The sequence below is a fragment of the Spirosoma koreense genome, assembly GCF_054777875.1.
On sequence record NZ_BAAHAC010000029.1, the window covers coordinates 859,513 to 880,046 of the forward strand.

The 20,534-nt window shown below is 48.5% G+C and carries 19 protein-coding genes; 8 read left to right on the forward strand and 11 right to left on the reverse strand.

The annotated features are described in order from the left end of the window. Positions 1 to 45 precede the first annotated feature (45 nt). The 3 genes from gldE to mutY form a co-directional block, all read right to left on the reverse strand. On the reverse strand, positions 46 to 1,401 hold the full coding sequence (gene gldE, locus ACYVC2_RS31455) for a gliding motility-associated protein GldE (protein ID WP_461109517.1): 1,356 nt from the start codon (positions 1,399 to 1,401) through the stop codon (positions 46 to 48). Positions 1,402 to 1,441: 40 nt separating this feature from the next. After that, positions 1,442 to 1,972, reverse strand: a complete 531-nt coding sequence (locus tag ACYVC2_RS31460) for a single-stranded DNA-binding protein (RefSeq protein WP_461109519.1) — start codon at positions 1,970 to 1,972, stop codon at positions 1,442 to 1,444. 74 nt (positions 1,973 to 2,046) lie between these two features. Beyond that, the gene (mutY, locus tag ACYVC2_RS31465) at positions 2,047 to 3,135 is read right to left on the reverse strand and encodes an A/G-specific adenine glycosylase (RefSeq protein WP_461109521.1); all 1,089 of its coding nucleotides are present in this window, start codon (positions 3,133 to 3,135) and stop codon (positions 2,047 to 2,049) included. A gap of 140 nt (positions 3,136 to 3,275) precedes the next feature. Here mutY and ACYVC2_RS31470 point away from each other — a divergent pair, with 140 nt between their 5' ends. The 3 genes from ACYVC2_RS31470 to ACYVC2_RS31480 all read left to right on the forward strand — a co-directional run bounded on the left by ACYVC2_RS31470 (position 3,276) and on the right by ACYVC2_RS31480 (position 6,469). Further along, positions 3,276 to 3,578, forward strand: coding sequence for an HU family DNA-binding protein (locus ACYVC2_RS31470; protein WP_012930434.1), 303 nt, complete (start codon positions 3,276 to 3,278; stop codon positions 3,576 to 3,578). Positions 3,579 to 3,655: 77 nt separating this feature from the next. Further along, complete coding sequence (locus ACYVC2_RS31475) at positions 3,656 to 4,510, forward strand: tetratricopeptide repeat protein (protein ID WP_461109524.1); 855 nt, start codon at positions 3,656 to 3,658, stop codon at positions 4,508 to 4,510. Positions 4,511 to 4,906: 396 nt separating this feature from the next. Beyond that, entirely contained in the window at positions 4,907 to 6,469 is a 1,563-nt protein-coding gene (locus tag ACYVC2_RS31480; protein ID WP_461109526.1) for an Rne/Rng family ribonuclease, read from the forward strand. 96 nt (positions 6,470 to 6,565) lie between these two features. On the opposite strand, the gene ACYVC2_RS31485 is transcribed toward ACYVC2_RS31480, so the two are convergent. Both ACYVC2_RS31485 and ACYVC2_RS31490 read right to left on the reverse strand, forming a co-directional pair. Further along, positions 6,566 to 7,681: a lysophospholipid acyltransferase family protein gene (locus ACYVC2_RS31485; RefSeq protein ID WP_461109528.1), complete on the reverse strand. Its 1,116-nt coding sequence runs from the start codon at positions 7,679 to 7,681 to the stop codon at positions 6,566 to 6,568. A 14-nt stretch (positions 7,682 to 7,695) separates the two neighbouring features. Beyond that, complete coding sequence (locus ACYVC2_RS31490; RefSeq protein WP_461109530.1) at positions 7,696 to 7,857, reverse strand: hypothetical protein; 162 nt, start codon at positions 7,855 to 7,857, stop codon at positions 7,696 to 7,698. Between the two features lie 180 nt (positions 7,858 to 8,037). Here ACYVC2_RS31490 and ACYVC2_RS31495 point away from each other — a divergent pair, with 180 nt between their 5' ends. After that, positions 8,038 to 9,048 (forward strand): LytTR family DNA-binding domain-containing protein, encoded by a 1,011-nt coding sequence (locus ACYVC2_RS31495; protein WP_461109532.1) that lies wholly within the window; start codon positions 8,038 to 8,040, stop codon positions 9,046 to 9,048. Between the two features lie 7 nt (positions 9,049 to 9,055). Here ACYVC2_RS31495 and ACYVC2_RS31500 read toward each other — a convergent pair whose 3' ends face one another. Further along, complete coding sequence (locus tag ACYVC2_RS31500; RefSeq protein ID WP_461109534.1) at positions 9,056 to 9,751, reverse strand: response regulator transcription factor; 696 nt, start codon at positions 9,749 to 9,751, stop codon at positions 9,056 to 9,058. Positions 9,752 to 9,979: 228 nt separating this feature from the next. On the opposite strand from ACYVC2_RS31500, the gene ACYVC2_RS31505 reads away from it, so the two are divergent. Further along, positions 9,980 to 10,363 (forward strand): hypothetical protein, encoded by a 384-nt coding sequence (locus ACYVC2_RS31505; protein ID WP_461109536.1) that lies wholly within the window; start codon positions 9,980 to 9,982, stop codon positions 10,361 to 10,363. A gap of 74 nt (positions 10,364 to 10,437) precedes the next feature. On the opposite strand, the gene dnaG is transcribed toward ACYVC2_RS31505, so the two are convergent. The 4 genes from dnaG to ACYVC2_RS31525 all read right to left on the reverse strand — a co-directional run bounded on the left by dnaG (position 10,438) and on the right by ACYVC2_RS31525 (position 15,776). Next, the gene (dnaG, locus tag ACYVC2_RS31510) at positions 10,438 to 12,519 is read right to left on the reverse strand and encodes a DNA primase (protein ID WP_461109538.1); all 2,082 of its coding nucleotides are present in this window, start codon (positions 12,517 to 12,519) and stop codon (positions 10,438 to 10,440) included. 113 nt (positions 12,520 to 12,632) lie between these two features. Continuing rightward, positions 12,633 to 14,525 carry an amidophosphoribosyltransferase gene (locus ACYVC2_RS31515; protein WP_461109540.1) on the reverse strand — a complete coding sequence of 631 codons (1,893 nt, stop codon included), beginning with the start codon at positions 14,523 to 14,525 and terminating at the stop codon, positions 12,633 to 12,635. A gap of 115 nt (positions 14,526 to 14,640) precedes the next feature. Continuing rightward, positions 14,641 to 15,279 (reverse strand): phosphatase PAP2 family protein, encoded by a 639-nt coding sequence (locus ACYVC2_RS31520; protein WP_461109542.1) that lies wholly within the window; start codon positions 15,277 to 15,279, stop codon positions 14,641 to 14,643. Positions 15,280 to 15,299: 20 nt separating this feature from the next. Then, a complete protein-coding gene (locus ACYVC2_RS31525) occupies positions 15,300 to 15,776 on the reverse strand; it encodes a gliding motility lipoprotein GldH (protein WP_461109544.1) in 477 nt (158 codons plus the stop codon). A gap of 108 nt (positions 15,777 to 15,884) precedes the next feature. Here ACYVC2_RS31525 and ACYVC2_RS31530 point away from each other — a divergent pair, with 108 nt between their 5' ends. The 3 genes from ACYVC2_RS31530 to ACYVC2_RS31540 all read left to right on the forward strand — a co-directional run bounded on the left by ACYVC2_RS31530 (position 15,885) and on the right by ACYVC2_RS31540 (position 19,195). Further along, entirely contained in the window at positions 15,885 to 16,244 is a 360-nt protein-coding gene (locus tag ACYVC2_RS31530; protein ID WP_461109546.1) for a BlaI/MecI/CopY family transcriptional regulator, read from the forward strand. Positions 16,245 to 16,311: 67 nt separating this feature from the next. Further along, on the forward strand, positions 16,312 to 18,192 hold the full coding sequence (locus ACYVC2_RS31535) for a M56 family metallopeptidase (protein ID WP_461109548.1): 1,881 nt from the start codon (positions 16,312 to 16,314) through the stop codon (positions 18,190 to 18,192). A 4-nt stretch (positions 18,193 to 18,196) separates the two neighbouring features. Next, positions 18,197 to 19,195 carry a hypothetical protein gene (locus ACYVC2_RS31540; RefSeq protein WP_461109550.1) on the forward strand — a complete coding sequence of 333 codons (999 nt, stop codon included), beginning with the start codon at positions 18,197 to 18,199 and terminating at the stop codon, positions 19,193 to 19,195. A gap of 62 nt (positions 19,196 to 19,257) precedes the next feature. Here the strand turns inward: ACYVC2_RS31540 and ACYVC2_RS31545 are convergent, their stop codons facing one another. Then, the gene (locus ACYVC2_RS31545) at positions 19,258 to 20,478 is read right to left on the reverse strand and encodes a PSP1 domain-containing protein (RefSeq protein ID WP_461109552.1); all 1,221 of its coding nucleotides are present in this window, start codon (positions 20,476 to 20,478) and stop codon (positions 19,258 to 19,260) included. Positions 20,479 to 20,534: the final 56 nt, after the last annotated feature.

Below are 20,534 nucleotides of genomic sequence, written 5' to 3' on the forward strand. Positions count from 1 at the left end.
GTATGCAGCTGATTAAACTCATCTGCACGTAGTATAAGCGATTGATCAGGCCGATTTATTTTGCGGTTCCTCTACCCGATCTATTTTTTTAACGCGGACTTCATGAATCCGCTTATCGTCGGCCGATAAAACCTCAAACAAAAACCCTGCATAACTCGTCTGATCGCCAGCCTGGGGTAACCGTGTGAATAATTCCAGCAATAGCCCACCCAGCGATTCGCTGTCACCCTGTGCCAATTCGAACGTGGTTGGATCAATGTTCAATACCCGGCATACGTCGGTCAATAAAGTTTTTCCTTCAAATACAACGGTTTGTTCATCTTCGCGCCGGTAGCCTACGGGCGTTTCGTCATCGAACTCGTCGTTGATTTCCCCGAAAATTTCTTCGATGATATCTTCCAGCGTCACCAGACCGCGGGTTCCGCCATATTCGTCGACCACGATGGCCATATGCACGCGACGCTTCTGAAAATCCTGCAGTAAATCGTCTACTTTTTTATTCTCGGGAATGAAGAAGACAGGACGCAGGAGCGATTGCCAGCGAAACGAATCGTCTTCGTGGATATGCGGCAACAAATCCTTGATATACAGTATTCCTTCGACCTGATCGAGCGACTCCCGGTATACCGGCACCCGAGAATAGCCCGACGTGTTGATCTGGGTCATCAGTTCGCTGAACAGCAAGTCATCGGCCACGGCCGAAATGTCGAGCCGGGTGCGCATGACCTGGCGAGCGGTCAGGTTGCTGAAGTTGACAATACCTTTGAGAATTTCTTTTTCTTCGACCGTTGCCCCCCCACCAGTCAGATCGACAGCCTGGCTCAATTCCTCGACGGAGAGTTTATAACCCCGTCGTTCGATGCGCCGATCGACCTGATTGCTCAGACTGACCAGCAACATGGCCAGCGGGCGAAATACGATTAGCCCGAGCTGAGCCAGCGCGGCCGTTTTTCGGGCCACGGTCATGTTGTTCTGACTCGCATAAACTTTAGGAATGATCTCGCCAAATAGCACAATAGCGACGGTAACAGCCAGCGTTACGCCCGACAATACCCAGCCGAACCCGGCCGAAGACTGGGAGAACCGCCAGGTCAGATACGTTACGATTACAACGATCGCGATGTTCAGTAAGTTATTAAAGATGACTAACGACGCCAGCAGGCGTTTCGGCCGTTCCAAAAGTGAAGCAATCCGTTGTTTATCGGCCTGGCTACTCTCGCGGCACTGCGCCCGGTCGTCAGGAGAAAGGGAGAAGAATGCCGCTTCGGAGGCCGACACCAAGCCAGCCAGCGCAAGCAGCAACAGAATCAGAGCCAGGTAAGGCCCGTATAAATCAAAATAGGTGCCCCAGCCATGTATGGCCGGGAGCACCTGTCTAGGCAGCGGATCACTAGGGTCCATGTAAATTATATCTCGTTCAACAATAGAGCCGTTTTGTGGGTCAGAACGGCAGATCGTCGTCGCCACTGTTGCTCTCGAAAGGTACCGGATCGGGCTCCCGACGACGACTGGCTGGCGCCGGAGCCGCCTGAGCGACGGGTGCCGCCTGCTGACGGGGCCGTTCGACGGGCGCTGATTGAGGGGCCGGAGCTGCCTGCTGACGAGGTGCTTCGTAATAACCTTCTTCCTGACGGTCACCGTTGGGGCTACCCAGCAATTGCATGGTTGTGGCCCGAACCCGCAAAGAGGTCCGTTCTTTTCCTTCTTTATCGGTCCATAATTCCGTCCGTAGCCGACCTTCGACATAAACGGAATTACCTTTCTTTAAATATTTCTCAGCCACTTTAGCCTGCTCATTCCACAATTCCACCCGAAACCACTCGGTTTGTTCTACTTTCTCACCATTTCGGTTGGTATATTTCTCGGTAGTCGCCACATTGAAGGTAGCGACAACGGCACCCCCATCCAGATATCGCACTTCAGGATCGGCACCCAAATTACCGATGATGGTCATCTTGTTAAGACTTGCCATACTTGTTGTTTTGTTGGTTACGTATGAAAATGTAAGCGTATTTAAGAAGAATAAAGATACTGAAATTTAACGTCTTATCCAAACAGCTTTTCCAAATAGTTTGTGATCAGAACGGGCTTCGGCAAGTGGTTTACTTCGTCAGCCGAATACCAGTGTAAGTCGGTAGGCAAGCCATTCCGGGCCGAATCGGGCAGATCGATCAAATAAAATTTCGCCCGAATTCGCTGATGCGACAGGAGTTGTATCGACTCCATGGGAGGAGCCGCCAATACTCCGTGTGATACGCACTCCTGAAGAGGTTTGGGCATGACCAGATCGCGTAATTCGGTCTTCGGCTCGTCGGTTTCAATCAGGTAAAAATCATGCAGGTTTTGCCAGATATCCCGCGCCGTCCGTTCCCGAATTGCTAACTTCCCATTATTTCGAAAAACAAGGTAGGTAAAGAACCGCTCCCGTACAGGTGCTTTTTTAGCTTTTACGGGCAAACGGTGCTGCTGTCCGGTCAGATAAGCGACACATTGCTGCTGAAGTGGGCAGAGCAGACAGTCGGGCGCGACTGGCGTACACTGAATAGCACCAAACTCCATAATAGCCTGATTGTATGTAGCCGGATCATCGGCTGCCTGAATCAGTCTGGTGGCCAGAGCCGCGAAGGTCTTCTTCGCGGTAGTAGTGGTGATGTCTTCTGCAATGCCGAATACCCTGGCTAGAACCCGGTACACGTTTCCGTCCACGACCGGCACTCGCTCGCCGAATGCAAACGAGGCAATAGCAGCCGCTGTGTAAGCCCCTACTCCCTTCATTTTCAGCAACTCCTGATAGCTACCAGGGAACTTACCACCCAGGCTATCGGTTACATAACGAGCCGTTTGGTGCAGGTTTCGTGCCCGGGAGTAATAACCCAATCCCTGCCAAAGACGAAGCAGTTCGCGCTCGTCGGCACGGGCCATATCACCTACGGTTGGGTAAGCTGCCAGGAAGCGCTCATAATATGGTTTTCCCTGTGCAACGCGGGTCTGCTGAAGAATTATTTCCGATAACCAGATTGAATATGGATCGCGCGTGTGTCGCCAGGGCAAATCCCGTTTGTGATGTTCGTACCACCGTTCCAGGACGGGAGCGAACGTGGCTTCGATGGGCTTAATGTCTGATTGCCAATTCAAAATAAAATAAAAAAAAACATCGTTACCAGTAAAAACGGAAGCAGAGGGTTTTAAAGTTTATGGGAAACCCCTACCTTTGTGCTCCCATTTTTAAGGCCCCAATTTTCAACAACATAGTAAACGTTAAAGTTTAAGAAGTCGTGACAAAAGCAGATGTAATTGCCGAGATCTCCGATAAGACCGGAATTGACAAGGCAGAAGTAACAAACACACTGGAAACATTCTTTTCAGTCGTTAAAGACTCGCTTGCCGAGGGAGAGAACATTTACGTGAGAGGGTTCGGCAGCTTCATTAACAAGAAAAGAGCTAAGAAAGTAGCCCGGAACATCTCGAAAAACACCGCTATGGTAATCGACGAGCATTTTATTCCGAGTTTCAAACCCGCCAAGGTGTTTGTTGAGCAGGTGAAAACCAGCGACAAAGCTAAAGTAGCGGCTGAGTAATTTAGTTGCCTCTGAACATGGCCACATGCTGTTTTATCGGCCCAGTCCGGGCGTTTGCATTGTGACGATCATTCATTATGAATAAATCCGTGCTGTTTGTTGTACTTGTGGCGGCTGCCTTGACGGTGGGTTTATATACTCTACCCAAAGGTGTCGTGCGTAATGAAAACAAACAACTAAGCGGTCGTACTTCGCAAACGCCCGCGGCTACCGATTCTCGTAATAGTGCAGCTGCTGCAACGGGGCCTGAGGCTGCCGCTCTGCATGAAAAACCAATGTCGGCCGATCAGCAGAAAAAAGCCATAACTCTGGAAGCGGACTTCGCAGCAGCCAATACGTCGCAGAAAGAAGCCGTTGGCGAGAAATTGATCACCTTTTTTCGGGAGCTTACCCGCTACGACAGTGCTGCCTACTACGCGGGCAAACTGGCAGTAGCTCAGCCAACCGAGCCTAATTTACTGCGGGCCGGGGATCAATACTTCGAAGCGTATACCTTCGCTGTCGACACGAAGAAGACAGCCATGTTGGGTGAGAAGACGCGCGAATTTTATCAGCAGGCGCTCGCTAAGAATCCGAACCTACTGTCGGCTAAGGCCAATATGGCCATGACTTACGTCAATACCGACACACCGATGCAGGGAATTATGATGCTTCGGGCAGTGCTGCAACAGGACCCAACGAATGAACTGGCTTTGTTCAATTTAGGTTTGCTGTCTATGCGGTCGAACCAGTACGAGCGGGCAATCGAGCGGTTCCGGCAGATTCTGGTGACCAATCCAGCCAGCCGAAAGGCTCAGTTCTATTTGGGAATTTGCCTGGCGGAAGCGGGCCAGAAGGCGGAAGCCAAACAGGTGCTGGCTCAGGTGAAGAAGCAGGAGAAGGATCCGCAGATTCTGGCTGCCGTTCGTGAATACGAAGAGCGGCTCAAGTGACGAATGTATAATGTAAAATGGGCAATGAATCGTACGCTGCAGGCAGCTTTCATTCCTCATTCTACATTTTTCATTATACATTGATTTTAAGGGCTTTGACCGGTTGGTCGGCCGACAAGTATTTACTTATAAAACAATATTGAACTATGCCTTGCGGTAAAAAACGGAAACGGCACAAGATTGCCACCCACAAACGGAAGAAACGGCTCAGAAAGAATCGGCACAAAAAGAAATAGTAAGCACTGGGCAGTTGACAGTTGGTCTTTTGCACTGATGACTGCCAGCTGTTGACTGCTCACCTGCGCCTACTGGTTTCCTAAGCCCCGTGCCGGTCTGTAAAGCCCGAACGTGGCTTTTTTCTTTTTATACAGCCATTCTTAACCGTACATTCATCTTGTGAGTAATGAATTAGTTATCAGTTCGACTCAGAAAGGTGATCGGATCGCGCTCTTGCACAACAAGAGATTGCTGGAGTATCACGAAGAAGAGTTAGACAGCAGCTTCACGGTTGGCGATCTTTACTTAGGAACAGTCAAAAAACTCTCGACAGGCCTTAATGCAGCATTTGTAGATGTTGGGCATGAAAAAGATGGATTTTTGCACTACCAGGACTTGGGGCCGAATATCAATTCGCTCAATAAACTGGTTAAAGATGTAGTCGCCAAGCGCGTTACGACCGGGCGGCTCAGTTCGATGCAACTGGAGCCGGCAATCGAAAAAATTGGAAAGATCGATAAGGTCCTGACGAAAAATGCCCCTATTCTGGTTCAGGTGGTCAAAGAGCCCATCTCGACCAAAGGGCCACGCCTTTCCTGCGACATCTCTATTGCGGGTCGCTATTTAGTCCTTGTGCCATTTTCGGATGGTGTCAACCTTTCCAAAAAAATTACGGACCGGGCCGAACGGTCGCGGCTGATCCGGCTTATGTCGTCGCTGAAGCCGCAAAATTTCGGGGTTATCGTGCGGACCGTCGCGCAGGATAAAGACGTTGAAGAACTCGACCGTGATTTGCAGAATTCACTGGCCAAATGGGAACTGGCGATTAAAAACCTGTCGGAGGCCAAACCGCGCGATCGGGTATTGGGCGAAATGAACCGGGCTTCATCTATTTTGCGTGATATGCTCAATGAGTCTTTTGAGAGTATTACTGTCGATACCAAGGAGTCTTTTGATGAAATCCGGAACTATATTCATACTATTGCGCCCGAGAAGGAAAAGATTGTTAAGCTGTATTCCGGTAAAACGAAGGTTTTCGAAGCCTTAGGTTTAGAAAAGCAGCTTAAATCGTTATTTGGCCGATCGGTAAGTTTACCAGGTGGTGGGTATCTGATCATCGAGCATACCGAAGCGTTACACGTTATTGATGTCAATAGCGGCAACAAGTCGAATTCGGAAGAAGATCAGGAGGCCACGGCTATAAGCGTCAACCGGGAAGCGGCTAAAGAGATTGCCCGCCAGCTTCGATTACGCGATATGGGCGGAATTATAGTCGTGGATTTCATCGACATGAAAAAAGCAGAGAATAAAAAACTCTTGCAGGACATCATGCGTGATGAAATGAAACCCGAACGCTCTAAATTTACCATTCTGCCACTGACCAAGTTTGGGCTGATGCAGATTACCCGCCAGCGTGTTCGGCCGGAGATGAACATTGTTACGCGTGAAGTATGCCCAACCTGCGGTGGTACCGGGACCATTCAGGCCAGCGTATTGGTAACAGACATCATCGAGAACAATCTCGATTATATTCTGACCAAGCAGAACGAACGGGGCGTTTCGATCGCGATGAATCCGTTTCTATACGCTTACTACACCAAGGGGCTTTTTTCGAAACAAATGCAGTGGTTTCTAAAATATAACACCTGGGTTAAACTTGTCAAGGACAGTTCGTTAGGAATGGTTAACTTTAAGTTTTTCCATAAGTCAGGCGAAGAAATTGAAGTTAACACGAGTTCATAAGTATATAGTAAAAATTTACTACATATCGGGTAAACAGCGTGGCCGCATCAAGTTGATGCGGCCACGCTGTTTACCCGACTTTCACAGACAGGCTGGTCAGCATAATACCTCCATTTCGACCAGCTCACTAAACATTTCCTTACCTACAATTTCCTCTACGGAATCAACTTCACTCAGGTTTAGGAGCAGGTCACGCAGATCCTCGGTGATTTCGTAGGTCTGGTAGAGCCGCCGATCGAACAGAATTGGTGCCTGTTCGAGGTCGCAGAGCGTGTACCGATCTTCGTTGAAGGCCAGCCGCCGGGGAAGTCTTCCAAAGAGACTGGTAGTTGGAGCTTCAGGCTCCAGAAAGGAGTGAATATAATTCCATCCTTCCCACTGTTCCGGATACTTCGTTAAATAGGGCCAGAAGGCATCGTAAAGCTGCTGCATTACTTCCTGACAATACATCTCCCGGTCGCTTCGCAGAATGGGGCGAATAGGGCTAAGACAGTGTAGTACATTCGTCGTATCACGCTGTCGGTAACTTACCACAGGCACAATCGGCACATTAGCCGCGTGTGACAGGTAACCGACACCTTTGCGTGTTAAGACGTGTCGTTGCCCAAAGCGTACGGATAGAAACTGCTGTTCTTCACCCGCTTCAGGAGTCGTTTCAGGGCTCCCATCGACATACACAATCAGAGAGCGCCCCGCTTTTAATTCCCGCAGCACCGTAAGCCCGGCAGAAGGGCTATTGGCTTCAACTACCCGAAACACATTGGTCAGGCCGTGTTTTTGGCGTAATCCTTCAATATGTTCGGTCATACTATCGCCCTGAGAGCGATTCATATTACTACCCACCAGCAAAACACAGTCAATGCCCCGTCGGAAGAGAATACTGGTCAGCAACCGGTATGATCCCATGTGGTAAGTACAATAGATCTTAGGACCGTCGTCCTTGTTAAAGCCACTGCGTATACCACGCAACTTTACTAGATCGCCTGCCGTTAAGCATTGTTGATCGAAATTGGTGAAAATCTGCTGCAACAATAGCTCACGAAAGAGCGTCTCGTGCTGCTGTCGTGGAATCGAAGGCAGCAGATTTTCAACGTTAGCGGAGAAGGTAGTAAACTTCATTAGATACCCTTGTTCTTTAGGTAAATCTACCCGCTCAAAGTGTTCGCGACAGCGCGCTAACTCCTGTTTGTAGAGTTGCTGTGTGGTCAGCATGGTGTAACGTTATTTTAAAGTGAGAATACAGCCACAGCGCGGTCAATAACTGGACCTGCTTCACAGCACTCAGCCAGTTTTGCCATGGTTAGTCTTGTATTAGACTCATGTTTAGCTACTAAAGTCTTGATGTTTTTGATAGATTTAGCAGGTTGGAAGGCGAATTTCTTTTCCATGATTCGTTTTTGTTTTACGGTTTGTAGTTGTTTGTAGTGGCGTGTTAGTACGCCGTTTGATCAATACAAAGGTACAAGCCGTACAAAGGGGCCTCAATCAGGAAAAAGTCATAATCAATTGGTTGGATTTAGTCAAATATTACCACTATCTTAGTTCCTCATTTGATCGAAGCGTCGAGAATGAAAGAAATTCGTCTTACCAGAGGCTTTTTGCGCAATCCGATGAACAGCGTATTTATACTGCTGAGCATCTACCTGCTCCTGGAAGCCGTATCGTGGACACTTGCGTTTCAGACCAAACTAACCTATCTTCATGATCAGGGTGGGCTACTTAACTATATAGGTAAAGTGGTTCGGACGATGCTGATTCCTGAACTATTTACCCTGGTTATCATTATTTTTTTAATTAACTGCTGGCACAACTGGCTTAAACTCAAAGCGGTTAAAAACGACTGGCGGTCAATTGGCCGATACGAGCTGAAATTTCTACCCATTTTAGCCCTTTCGTTCTGGCTTTTCGATCCCGTTACCCAATCGGTTCGTTTTCTACTTTCGGAGAAATATTCCGATTATTCTTTTGCTAAGTATCAGCACACCTATATTGGCGATACCTATTCCTGGAAGATGTATTTCATATACCTGCTTCCCGTGCTGCTTATTGGGTATATAGCCCTTAATGTTTCACTGCTCACCGATTATATGAAACAGCGCCGGGAAGCCCAGGAGCTTGCCGAAGCTGAAGCAGCCAGAGCCTCCCAGGAAGCTTTGGCTTTATACGCTACTTTCACACCGAAACCAACCACCCCTTCGCCTTACCTGTCCTATCTCAAAGGAAAGAATAACCTGGGCGAACTGGATTTTCCGGTCAATGACGCGTATTACTTTACCATAGAAGACCGTTTTTATTACGCCGAGCTGGTCAAAGGACGTTACCTGGTGGCTAAGACCTTAAACGAACTGGAAGCCGAACTGGACCCCACTCAATTCTTCCGTATCAAACGCGATTATATTGTCAACCGCCAGGCTGTTCTGAACTATGCCTATTGGGAAAATGGCAAATACATCGTTCGGCTGAATACGCCCGACCAGTATAATATTATTGTTCCCCGTGCCCGAATGCATGAGTTCCGGGAATGGCTACAAGGCCGTTACGTCGACAACCCGGAACACGCCAATACTCCCCTCCTGTAGTGCTTTCTCACAAATAGTTTTTTACATTAATACCATATTTCGGTAATTGACGGCAACTGTCCAGATTTAGCTTTCTGGCAATATGCGTCTTATGATTTACAGCCGTACGGTAGCTGATCGCCAACATCTCGGCAATATCGGTTGCGGTATAACCATTGGCGATCATCCGCAATATTTCCCGTTCCCGCTTGGTCAGCCGATTCAGTTCATCACGAGTCGAATCGGAAATTACTTCTACCCCAAAGTTTTTCAGTAGCTTCATAAATCCGTCGCTATAGTAGCAGCCACCGTTACTGACCGTCTGGAAACAGCGATACAATTCATCCAGCCCATCGGAAGCATACAGGAAGCCAAAGAACCCAATCTGCATGGCGCTGGCAACCATCCGTAAATCAGGATTACGGGTATATAAAATGAATTTAGTTTGTTGATCGGACTGCTGCATTTGCTGCACGATATCAAAACTACGCTGTCCTGAAATTTCAGATTCGAGGATCACACACTTTGGTCGCTTGACCCTAATTTGCTGTAGAGTATCTTCCAGCTCGACAGCGCGGCCTACTACATTATACCCCTGCTCCTTCAGAAGCTGGCTGAGTACTTCACAATTGAATAACTCTGATTGAGCAACCAGGATCGAGAAATCCCGTCGCCGAAGCGCAAATTTTTTGGCTACTTCCTGATCTTGGGATGATTGGTTCATGATTAATAAAGCGTATCGGGGGATGAATGTAAATTAAGAATACTATTCAAGTAATACTTTAAGTATGAAATCACCATTTTCCCGGACGAAATCACTCAAATAAGTAAAACTTTATGGGTGATTTCGTCCGGGAAAATGGTGATTTCACGCAAATCGGTTTGTTTTCCGTCTCATACAGCCCCTACTTTGATTATCCGATCGCAAAAACGTATTTTGAACCTAAGGGTGATGAAAAAGGAAAAATCAGTAGTAACGTCCGGCTATGACATCTCAGCCGAAGAGGTACAAAGTTTGGTTATCAAGTGGGCAAAAGCGACTGAAGCCTTCCATTATCGTTATGCTAAGCTTGATAAAGCAATCAATTCATTACAGAGTCCGAGAAGTCGGGAAACGGCTACCACTCGGAATCGCCTGCGTCGATTGCTGGAATTGCGCCAGCACTCAACGGATGTTCTTATGACTCTACTACTGGACATGTCGGGCCAAAAGTCGGACCAGTCTATGCAACCTTCCAAACCTGGTCAACTACACTCCCATGCCCGTCTGCTGGATGAGTTGAACCGGAAGATCGATGCTGAACTGATCAGCATCACAGCAGTAGCTCAAGCGTAGTGTTCACCCTCCCTAATGATAAAGGTTATCCCCAGTCTGTAAGGCTGGGGATTTTTTGTGTTCACGCTGCAAATTTAGCCTGAAATAACAGTTCCTAAAAGGCTTGATATCTCAATATCTATACGCTTAAAGTGCATGAACTCCGTGAGCAATTGATCGGCCTCCTCCGGCGATTTATTCGCCGATTCACGAAGTTGTTGCTGAAGTGCTGCCATTCGCTGTTCAGCCAGCATTTTCTTGATCCGCAGGATATTTCGATAAGCGGCATCAGCCAGAATGCCTATCTCTTCCTCCGACGGTACAAAGATTTCATGCTTGAGCCAGCCAGCGCTGATTTCATAACGAGGAGTAGTCAGGTGAATAGCCTGATGCTGAATATCGATATCATCCTGCCGATTAGACGATGCTGCAGGCCGGTTCAGGAAATCGCCGGCCGTCAGAATATCACCCCGGCTATAGGCTTCTCTGAAGATAGTAAGGATCAAGTCAAAAGGTGCGGTCTGGAACTCGATTTCGTGAAGCTCACTCAGCATATACTGGCAAAGCGTAATGCCCGGTTCCAGTTCGCGTGCGCCGTAGTTAATCAGCAAGCGAATACACTCTTCTTCCTGATACGACAATGGTGTTCGAACGACGGATTGGCGCTCTACCGATTTTACCGGCGAATCCACCACGTCCTGCCCAATATTACCCGTATTTATACTCAGTCCTTCCAGCAGCGAATTTATGTCGTCCAGCGATGGTTCATTCGGCGCTGATTTCGGCCCGTCGATTGGCGCTGGTCCGCCTAACTGATTGGAGCGTGATGGCCGGTCAGCATTTTTTCGGACTTGCTCCTGCTGTTTTCGCAGCAAGCGATTAATTTCCGAGATAACCGACTGTTCACTAACGTGAAAAACCTGCGCAACCCGCTGAGATAGTGTTTGCCGTTTGAGTGGATCCGGAATCTTGGTGATGCTCGAACAAACATCCGAAATTCCTTCAGCGCGCTTGTGTGGGTCATCGCCCGCTTCAGCTAGCCATTGGCCTGCTTTGAAATCGATGAAATCCTGAGAATGTTTTTTTATGTATTCCTTAAAGGCTTCGGCACCAACTTTGTGCACGTAGCTATCGGGGTCTTCGCCGTTGGGCAACAGTAGTAGTCTTAGATTGAGGCCCTCTTCAAGCACCATATCCAGGCCGCGCAGGGCTGCTTTGATACCAGCCGCATCGCCATCGTAAAGAATCGTTACGTTGGGCGTAAAACGTGCAATAAGCCGGATCTGCTCCGTCGTCAGTGAGGTTCCCGACGAAGCCACGACGTTTTTTATACCGGCCTGATGCAGGGAAATGACATCCGTATAGCCTTCAGTCAGAAAACAAACGTCTTCCTGGCGAATCGCCTGCTTAGCCTGAAAGATTCCGTAGAGAACCTGACTTTTGTGATAAACCGCCGTTTCCGGCGAGTTTAAATATTTAGGCTGGTTTTTATCGGTTTTCAGAATCCGCGCCCCGAAGGCAATGACCCGCCCGGCAACGTTGTGAATCGGAAACATCACCCGGCCTCTGAACCGATCGAATACCTTTCGGCTCCCTTCCCCTTCCTTAACCAGAATCAGCCCGGCTTTTTCGAGCAGATCGCGGCTATAACCCCGGCGTTGGCCTTCCTGCAGCAGCGCATCCCACTGGTCAAGCGTGTAGCCTAACTCAAACGCTTCAATTGTTGGATTGGTAAAGCCGCGTTCCCGAAAATAACTCAATCCGATGCTCTTGCCTTCATCCTTAGTCAGCAGAGTTTCCTGAAAAAAGGTTTTAGCGAAATTGAGGACGATCAGCAGACTCTCCCGCTCGTTCTGGCGTAGCAGGTCTTCCGGAGTCTGCTCCTGCTCTTCAATCTCAACGCCGTATTTTTTGGCCAAATACCGAAGCGCTTCACCATACCCGATGTTCTCGACATCCATTATGAACCGAACAGCATCGCCCGCCTTCCCGCAGCCGAAGCATTTATAGATTTGCCGGCTCGGATTGACGTTGAAAGAAGGTGTTTTCTCGTTGTGAAACGGACAACAGGCAATGTAGTTACTACCGCGCTTTTTGAGCGAAACGAAATCGTTTATGACCTCCACAATATCGGCGGACTGACGAATTCGCTCAACAGTTTCTTCGGGAATACGCATTGAAAGGAGGAAGGTTACCGGGGTTTCTCAAATTTAACAGAAAAACGAAAGGAGATGGATGAAAGAAGTTAAAATCCTCTCATTCCATCTCCCCTCATACAGGATTGCTTTTTTTAGTACGCTCTGACGAGTTTGCCTTCCATGAAGTTGACAAAAGCTTTATTCACTACCTTGTTGCCACCGGGTGTTGGGTAGTTGCCCGTAAAGTACCAGTCGCCCGAATGATTCGGGCAGGCCCGGTGCAGATTTTCAACCGTTTGATAAACAACAGCCACCCGTGCGTTCAAATCTTCGGGCGTCACGATCTGAGCCACTTTCGCCGATAGCTCTTCGTGTGAGAATGGCTCGAAAATAGCTTTTACGTAATTCTCCTGGCTTGCATTACCCGACTCGATGGCCGCCACACATTGTGCGTATACCTCATCGAGCAGGTTCTCCTGCCCACGCTCGCGCAATAATTCGAGCGCAGCCCGGAAACCGATGAACTCCTTAAACTTCGACATGTCGATGCCGTAGCAGTCAGGAAAACGAATTTGGGGAGCCGAAGAAACGATAATAATCTTTTTGGGGCCTAACCGATCCAGCATGCGCAGGATACTCTTTTCCAGGGTCGTACCGCGCACAATGGAATCATCGACGACAACGACATTGTCTTTGCCTTTCTTGATGACTTCGAAGGTCGTATCATACACGTGCGAAACCATATCGTCGCGCTGTGTGTCGTCGGTGATGAACGTCCGTAGCTTGACGTCTTTAGACACCAACTTTTCGATCCGTGGTCGGAAAGACAACACCCGGTCCAGTTCTTCCTCGAACAGAATACCATCCATGATGGCTTTCTTTCGCTGCTTGGCCAGGTAATCTTCCAGGCCTTCTACCATACCAAAAAATGCGGTTTCAGCCGTATTTGGTATATATGAGAAGACGGTATTTTCGAGGTCGTAATCGATTTCTTTGAGGATCTGCGGAATAAGCAGTTTGCCGAGCATCTTACGCTCGTTATAAATATCCGGATCGGTCGCCCGTGAGAAGTAAATCCGCTCAAAACTACACGAGCGCTTTTCAATCGGCTTTACAAACTCCTGTTCGGCATACTCACCGTATTTATCGACAATAAGCGCATGCCCAGGTTTTACTTCCTGAATAGCACTATAATCGACATTGAAAGCAGTTTTAATGGCCGGTTTTTCGGAGGCTACGACAACGACCTCGTCATCGGCGTAATAATATGCCGGACGAATACCCGCCGGATCGCGGGCGACAAAAGCGGCTCCATAGCCCGTCATGCCTACCATCGCGTAACCACCGTCGAAGTCACGGCAGGAGCGATGCAGAACCCGTTGCAGATCAAGATTATCCTCGATAATATCCGACAGGTCCGGATTTTCGTAGATACCCTTGAACCGATCGAATACGCGCTGATTTTCTTCATCCAGAAAGTGACCGATTTTCTCCAGCACCGTAACCGTATCCACTTTATCTTTTGGGTGCTGCCCTAGTGAGACGAGTTTATCGAACATATCGTCCACGTTGGTCATATTGAAGTTACCCGCTACGACCAGGTTTCGGCTGCGCCAGTTGCTCTGACGCAACATGGGGTGGCAGTTCTCGATCTCATTCGATCCGTGGGTCCCGTAGCGAAGGTGGCCCATCCAGACTTCCCCCGTAAAAGCGATGTTTTCCTGAAGCCAGGCTGCATCCTTAGCTTTTTCCCGGTTACCCTTCAGGGCTTTACGGAATTTTTTATTGACCTTTTCGAAGATGTCCGTAACCGGGCGCTGGTCGACCGAGCGATAGCGACTGATGTAGCGATGGCCGGCAGGAACGTCAATTTTTATGTTAGCAATCCCGGCACCGTCCTGGCCGCGGTTCACCTGCTTTTCCATGAGCAGGTAAAGCTTGTTGGCTCCGTAGAGAGCCGTCCCGTACTTGTCGATGTAGTATTGGTACGGTTTGCGGAGCCGGATCAGGGCGATACCGCACTCATGTTTGATGGCGTCGCTCATGAGAGAGTTTGTCGAAGCGCGTTGGTTGTAGTCAGTAATAAAGTATTACTGAGGTAACGGCTCCGCCTGGCCAATGGTTCGGCGGTGCCGCAAACAAAGGTAGATAAAACCGACTCTAATTCCCGCCCAAATTTTTATTCTTTGTTACCCAACGATGCATAAGTAAATAAACGATAACGGACGAGATACTTCCGATCAGCGAGCCAACATAAGCGTCCTCCACAAAATGCTGGAATAAATACACCCGCGAATAGCCCGTCAGGATTGCCAGCGCCAGAAATAGCCCGCCCCGGTCTTTGCGAGAATCCAGAAAAGCCAGCAGGCTAAACATAGCGAAAGCAGTGGTCGTATGGCCCGATGGGAAACTGTTGATCGTGTGAATGTCGAGTCCTTCGATGATGTGATATTTATAGGGCGAGTGCTCAAAGAATTTCAGCGGACGAGGGGAATTGGAGAAAATAATCCTTTTTAGAAACTCGGACGTCAGCGAAGAAAGCGCAAAACTGGCGAGGGCCATAAGACCCACCCGGCGATCATAAATCAGCAGGATCAGGCAGATAATGACGTAGAACACGCCGTCGCCCAGGTAGGTGATATAGGGGAAAATAAGATCGGCGACTGGGGTATTCCGGAAATTAACCCACTGCATCAGTTGTTCCTGGGTGTAAAGCAATTGCCATACACCAACCAGAGCCAGAATCAGCAGATAAGGGAAAAAAAAGAAGCGGTTTTTACGTATTAACGACCACAGCATTGATCTGAAGATAACAGCCTTTATTTGGAAACTCCAGCTTTCTCGACCGTAATACCTACGCTAAGAATGTTGAGCAGAGGGTCCTGGCGCATGTATTGTTTAATCTGCATCGTATACGTACCGGCTTTGGGAAAGTGGTAGTTACGCTTCATCAGAAACTTATGGTCGAATAGATCACCCAGCCCATCGCCATTGGGTTTACCGGTTTTGGGATCCATCAACAACAATTCATCCAGCCGCGATTCGAGTTCCTTCCCACGACTGTCGCGTAAATAGCGCGTCAGGTATAGGTTATAATACCCATAAGACAAACTATTCCGAAGGTTATAATAGATATTATACGGCACCGTAGCATCCTTAATCTCGAACGTGAAGCTCGGCGCGTTTTTGATATACCATTTTCCGTCCTCAATATCCGTGTAGTCGTTATAAACAATGTTCGTATCGCAACCGAACATTGTCAGCGCCAGCAAGAGGACCAATCCCAGTTGTTTCATGCTTACCCAAAATAATACACAAAGCTACAACGGGGCGGCTGGCTTTTCAAACCTTGAAAAACTACTAAAATAGTTTGTAAACGATAAAAATAGTTTTAAGTTTGTCCTATGGAAAAGTTAACTGCCAAAGAAGAAGAAGTGATGCAGGTACTCTGGAAGATGGAACAGGCCTACGTAAAGGACATGGTTCTTCAGTTTACGAACCCTCCGCTGCACTATAATACCGTCTCGACGATTGTCCGTAATCTCGAAGAAAAAGGCTACGTCGGTCATAAAGCGTATGGCAATACGCATGAATACTACCCGATCATTACCAAAGAGGCTTATCAGAATCGGTTCGTACTGAAGAAAGTGGTCGATGACTATTTCGATAATTCGTATAAAAACCTGGTGAGCTACTTTGCGCAGAATGAAAAAATTTCGGCGGATGAACTCCGGGAAATTCTGGCTATGATCGAAAAGAAATAAGTACGTATCCCGGATTTTAGTCCGGTTTGATTTATCAATAAGCCGGATTGAAGTCCGGGATACATGCATGGAGACGCTGCGATATGTATTGGCAGGCAACGGGCTACTGGCCGTTGTAAGCGTTGCCTATTACGTTCTGCTTCGGCGCGAAACGTTTTTGGGTGCTAATCGGCTGGCGCTCTGGCTGGGTCTGCTCGGTGCTCTTGTCGTTCCGTTACTCAAATTACCCGACTGGCGGCCGCAGCCCGTTCGTGCCGTTATGCAGCGAACCGCACAGGTTATCATTCCCAGAGTATTACCCAGGCTTCAGAACCCGGAGCCTGAGATACTCATTGTCTCTCCCAATCAAAAGACCCATGCCACGTTTCAGATTCAGCCCAGACCATTTGTATGGTCCTGGCAATCAGGATTGATTACACTTTACTTGGCTGGGCTTTTTGTGCTGTCCGTCCGGTTTATCAGCCAGTTGGTGTCATTAAAAAAACTCGTCGACCGATCCGTACATGAACCATACGATGAGTTTACACTGGTCTGGAACGAAGGCATCTCGTCGCCGTTTTCGTTTTTTGGCTGGGTCGTCATGAATCCTACTCAGCACACGCCAGATGAGCTGGAACAGATTCTTCGGCACGAGCGGGTTCATGTTCGCGAGCTCCATAGTCTGGATATGATCGGGACCGAATTGCTGTGCATCATTTTCTGGTTCAATCCGGCGGCTTATCTGTTCCGGTATTTACTACAGCAAACCCTCGAATTCAGGGCCGACCAGGTTGTGCTGGCGGAAGGGGTAGATGTAAAAACCTATCAATACCATTTACTGAAAGTAAGCCTTTCAGCCAGTAAGGCGGTCTTGACTAATCATTTCAGCAAATCGCAACTTAAATCCCGGATTGCCATGATCAATCGACCCAACTCTTCGACTTTCGCCTGGCTAAAGTACCCCGTTTTTTTCGCAATTGCCTTCACCGTAGCAACTGCCTTTGCTCGTCCGCAACCTATAAAGGAACTACACAGTTATGTATCGAACCCTATTGCAGAAACGCTGGCGGCTATAGCTGAACCAAAAACGAAACCAGCTCAACCGACGAAAGAGACTGCGCCAAAAACCGGATCTGTTGAATCAGGAGTTGGTAAATTACGTACGCAAAAGTTGCCTGTTCAGCCAAGAAGGGTGGATACGGCCGGTCAATGGACTCACGCAGACACCGCCTATATGAGCCCATCGCGATACATGCAGTATGAAGGCGACAAACTCTACTGGATCATTACACCAAAGACAAGTTTCGATGACTTGGCCATCATAAAACGGGAATTCGAACGGCATGGCTACAGAATGCAGGTTCAGACGTTAAAGTACGATCCGCAGAAGGCCTATATCACGGATATCAGGATAAAAATCATTAGACCGGTAGTTGGCGTCAGCGACTTTGAGGAAACGGGGGTGAACGGGGGCCCCATACGGTCACACGGTGGATATAATGGTTTAAATACGTTGAACACAGTTGCCGCAGTCGGGTCTTATCCATTCAATAACGACTTTCTGCACATCCCGCAGGGGCTCGTAGCAATGGCCCGCGATGAAGAATTATCCACAGCAAGGTCGACTGTCAATAAAAAGATAGAGGACCTGATTGCAGAAGGGCAACGCACGTATGGGCATCTGGGCATTGGCTTACGTCGATTCTCTCCAAAAGAGATTATCGAACAGACGGAGCCCAGGAGTTTTGTTCGAGTCGATCCAAATGGCTACTTATCGGTTGACAATGCGGTAAATCTTGCCAATGTATTTATTAACAACAAACCAGCTACTTCCGAAGATATACGACGTATAAAAATAGACCGGCTTTATACGCTTGCTGTCCTATACGGGTATGCGTCAGCAAAACAACAGGAGCGAAAACAAGCTGGCACAAGATACTTACTGTTTTATATCAACGAGGATAACTAAACCTATGTACGCCTTCACCAACCGTTTCGATGGATCTACGCTCCGCCAGCGCATCGGGATGATGAATGCCCCACGCTCGGGCCGGTCAGCCTCCTGGCGTTACCTGAGCTGGTCGGTCGTTATGGGTATAATGATATTCGCCTGTCGACATAAATACCCGGCTGACGAATACACTCCCGTTAGGCGACCAGGGGTTAAGTTTCCGTTGACCAATGCTACCCGGGTGTTGGCTGCTCAACTGAATGAGCCGGATATACCTTGGTTTTGTTCGTCCGCGCTGCTGGAAGGTGGAAACCTCAACGATACACTCCGCTTCCAGAATCGGGTGATTATGACTAATTCTGCCCAGTTTCAATATCCGGAGATTTTATGTTTGCGCAAGGGCCGCTTAGAAATAAAACTCTCTAATGGAAAGCAGGTTAAAGTTTTCATCAATGGGCAGCCAGTGCCAGTTCAACAGCTGTCGACGTTAGCTTTTGAGGAAGTAAACGACCTGCTGGTGTATCGAAAGTGGGACGAAATGCCTATGGCTGATGACTACGAAGAATCGTACCGCATTTTCATCAGCACAACCCACAAGACTCCATCGCTCAATTATACACGAGTGAAATGGAAGCAGTTTATGCTGGCCAACGCCATCTCAGACAATCCTCTTGGCAATTCAGCTACTTTTTCGATGAACTCGTTACTCGAAGCGTCTTTTTTCAAAAACAAACTTGCTTTTGTCAAGTGCAAAAAAGATAACCATCTCCAGCTTTACGACGAGTATAGCAGCGATATCGATTTATATATCAATGGATTACCTACCACTCAGACAACTATAGAAAGCATCCATGTTCGGGAAGTCGAAACGCTTTACACCCGTGAACGCCCGTTCGAGCAGTGGACCAGCGGTCCCAATCAACGCCATCGGTTTGCGCTGAATATTCAGACCTCCCCCAAACGGGCGCAACGGGATAGTAGCTATTACGTCTTCAGCCCATTCTATTCCGGCGATTTTTAGGGCGTCAAAAAGCGTAATTCTTTATAACAAACAACCCCGACCTTATCGATCGGGGTTGTTTGTTAGCGGGTTTTACCGTTCTGAGCTGCTTTCGGGGTACCGGTTTCGGGTCCACGCGGCTTTTTCTTTTTCTTCTTGTTCGCAGGTCGGGACGTATACTTTGCATCCAGTTTCTGCAGATCGCTGTTCAGAGCAGCCGCCGTAACGGGTTCTTTTTCGCCTATCGGTGTCAGGACCTCAAACGATTCGGGAATGATTCCTTTTTTGTTCAACTCGACAATTTCCAGTACGCGCCCAATGGGAAGCGGATGCCAGGTACTTTCGGCACTGTAACCGAACCACATCAGTTTGCGAAAAATATCCGTTTTCTGCAGAAAAGCGCGCCCTTTTTGCGTTTCCAGCGGTTTATCGATCGTAGGAATATCCCGCAGCGCATCTACATACGTGTCGAGTTCATAATTCAGGCAGCACTTCAGACGGCCGCATTGGCCCGAGAGTTTGGCTGGGTTCAGCGACAGGTTCTGATAGCGTGCAGCCGACGTAGCGATATTCTTGAAATCAGTCAGCCAGGTAGAGCAGCAAAGTTCGCGGCCACAGGAACCAATGCCCCCCAACCGACCCGCTTCCTGGCGCAGACTAATTTGCCGCATTTCGATCCGGGCCTTAAACTCGCTCGCCAGCATTTTAATCAGCTCCCGAAAATCGACGCGCTCTTCGGATGAGTAATAGAACGTCGCCTTCGTGTTGTCCGACTGAAACTCCACATCGGACAGTTTCATGTTCAGCTTCAGCTCACGAACGATCTCGCGGGAACGGTACAGGGCGGGCAGATCACGCAGAACCGCCTGTTCGTGACGTTCGAGGTCTTTGGTCGTGGCGATTCGGTGGATCACTTTCGTATCGTCAGTGATTTTTATTCCCCGCTTTTTTACCTGCAACCGCACCAGTTCGCCCTGCAACGAGACGGCTCCGATATGAAAGCCAGACTGCATCTCGACCACTACGTAATCGCCCGTTGTCAGATCGATCTGGTGAACGTTCCGGTAATACTCTTTCCGGCCTCCTTTAAACTTAACTTCTACAACATCATACCTTTTCATACCTGGCATGGCAATGTCGCTCAGCCAGTCGAACGAATTTAATTTATTGCAGCCTCCCCCTGCGGTGCTGCACCCTCCGCTTCCGCATCCTGAAGTGGCCGTTTTCTGCGGTGCCCCGCCGAGACCATCGGATACTACGCGTTGGGACCCACACCCACCGGTTGCACAAGATTTACAACTCATATACTTTAGTGTCGTTAGTGAACGGCCGATAGTCCCTGTCAGCAACCATTAGTACA

Excerpts from the sequence above, each read along its gene's own strand:
- gldE (WP_461109517.1), bottom strand. The coding sequence starts at position 1,401 with ATGGACCCTAGTGATCCGCTGCCTAGACAGGTGCTCCCGGCCATACAT.
- ACYVC2_RS31460 (WP_461109519.1), bottom strand. The coding sequence starts at position 1,972 with ATGGCAAGTCTTAACAAGATGACCATCATCGGTAATTTGGGTGCCGAT.
- ACYVC2_RS31475 (WP_461109524.1), top strand. The coding sequence starts at position 3,656 with ATGAATAAATCCGTGCTGTTTGTTGTACTTGTGGCGGCTGCCTTGACG.
- ACYVC2_RS31485 (WP_461109528.1), bottom strand. The coding sequence starts at position 7,681 with ATGCTGACCACACAGCAACTCTACAAACAGGAGTTAGCGCGCTGTCGC.
- ACYVC2_RS31490 (WP_461109530.1), bottom strand. The coding sequence starts at position 7,857 with ATGGAAAAGAAATTCGCCTTCCAACCTGCTAAATCTATCAAAAACATC.
- ACYVC2_RS31495 (WP_461109532.1), top strand. The coding sequence starts at position 8,038 with ATGAAAGAAATTCGTCTTACCAGAGGCTTTTTGCGCAATCCGATGAAC.
- ACYVC2_RS31500 (WP_461109534.1), bottom strand. The coding sequence starts at position 9,751 with ATGAACCAATCATCCCAAGATCAGGAAGTAGCCAAAAAATTTGCGCTT.
- ACYVC2_RS31505 (WP_461109536.1), top strand. The coding sequence starts at position 9,980 with ATGAAAAAGGAAAAATCAGTAGTAACGTCCGGCTATGACATCTCAGCC.
- dnaG (WP_461109538.1), bottom strand. The coding sequence starts at position 12,519 with ATGCGTATTCCCGAAGAAACTGTTGAGCGAATTCGTCAGTCCGCCGAT.
- ACYVC2_RS31515 (WP_461109540.1), bottom strand. The coding sequence starts at position 14,525 with ATGAGCGACGCCATCAAACATGAGTGCGGTATCGCCCTGATCCGGCTC.
- ACYVC2_RS31520 (WP_461109542.1), bottom strand. The coding sequence starts at position 15,279 with ATGCTGTGGTCGTTAATACGTAAAAACCGCTTCTTTTTTTTCCCTTAT.
- ACYVC2_RS31525 (WP_461109544.1), bottom strand. The coding sequence starts at position 15,776 with ATGAAACAACTGGGATTGGTCCTCTTGCTGGCGCTGACAATGTTCGGT.
- ACYVC2_RS31530 (WP_461109546.1), top strand. The coding sequence starts at position 15,885 with ATGGAAAAGTTAACTGCCAAAGAAGAAGAAGTGATGCAGGTACTCTGG.
- ACYVC2_RS31535 (WP_461109548.1), top strand. The coding sequence starts at position 16,312 with ATGGAGACGCTGCGATATGTATTGGCAGGCAACGGGCTACTGGCCGTT.
- ACYVC2_RS31540 (WP_461109550.1), top strand. The coding sequence starts at position 18,197 with ATGTACGCCTTCACCAACCGTTTCGATGGATCTACGCTCCGCCAGCGC.
- ACYVC2_RS31545 (WP_461109552.1), bottom strand. The coding sequence starts at position 20,478 with ATGAGTTGTAAATCTTGTGCAACCGGTGGGTGTGGGTCCCAACGCGTA.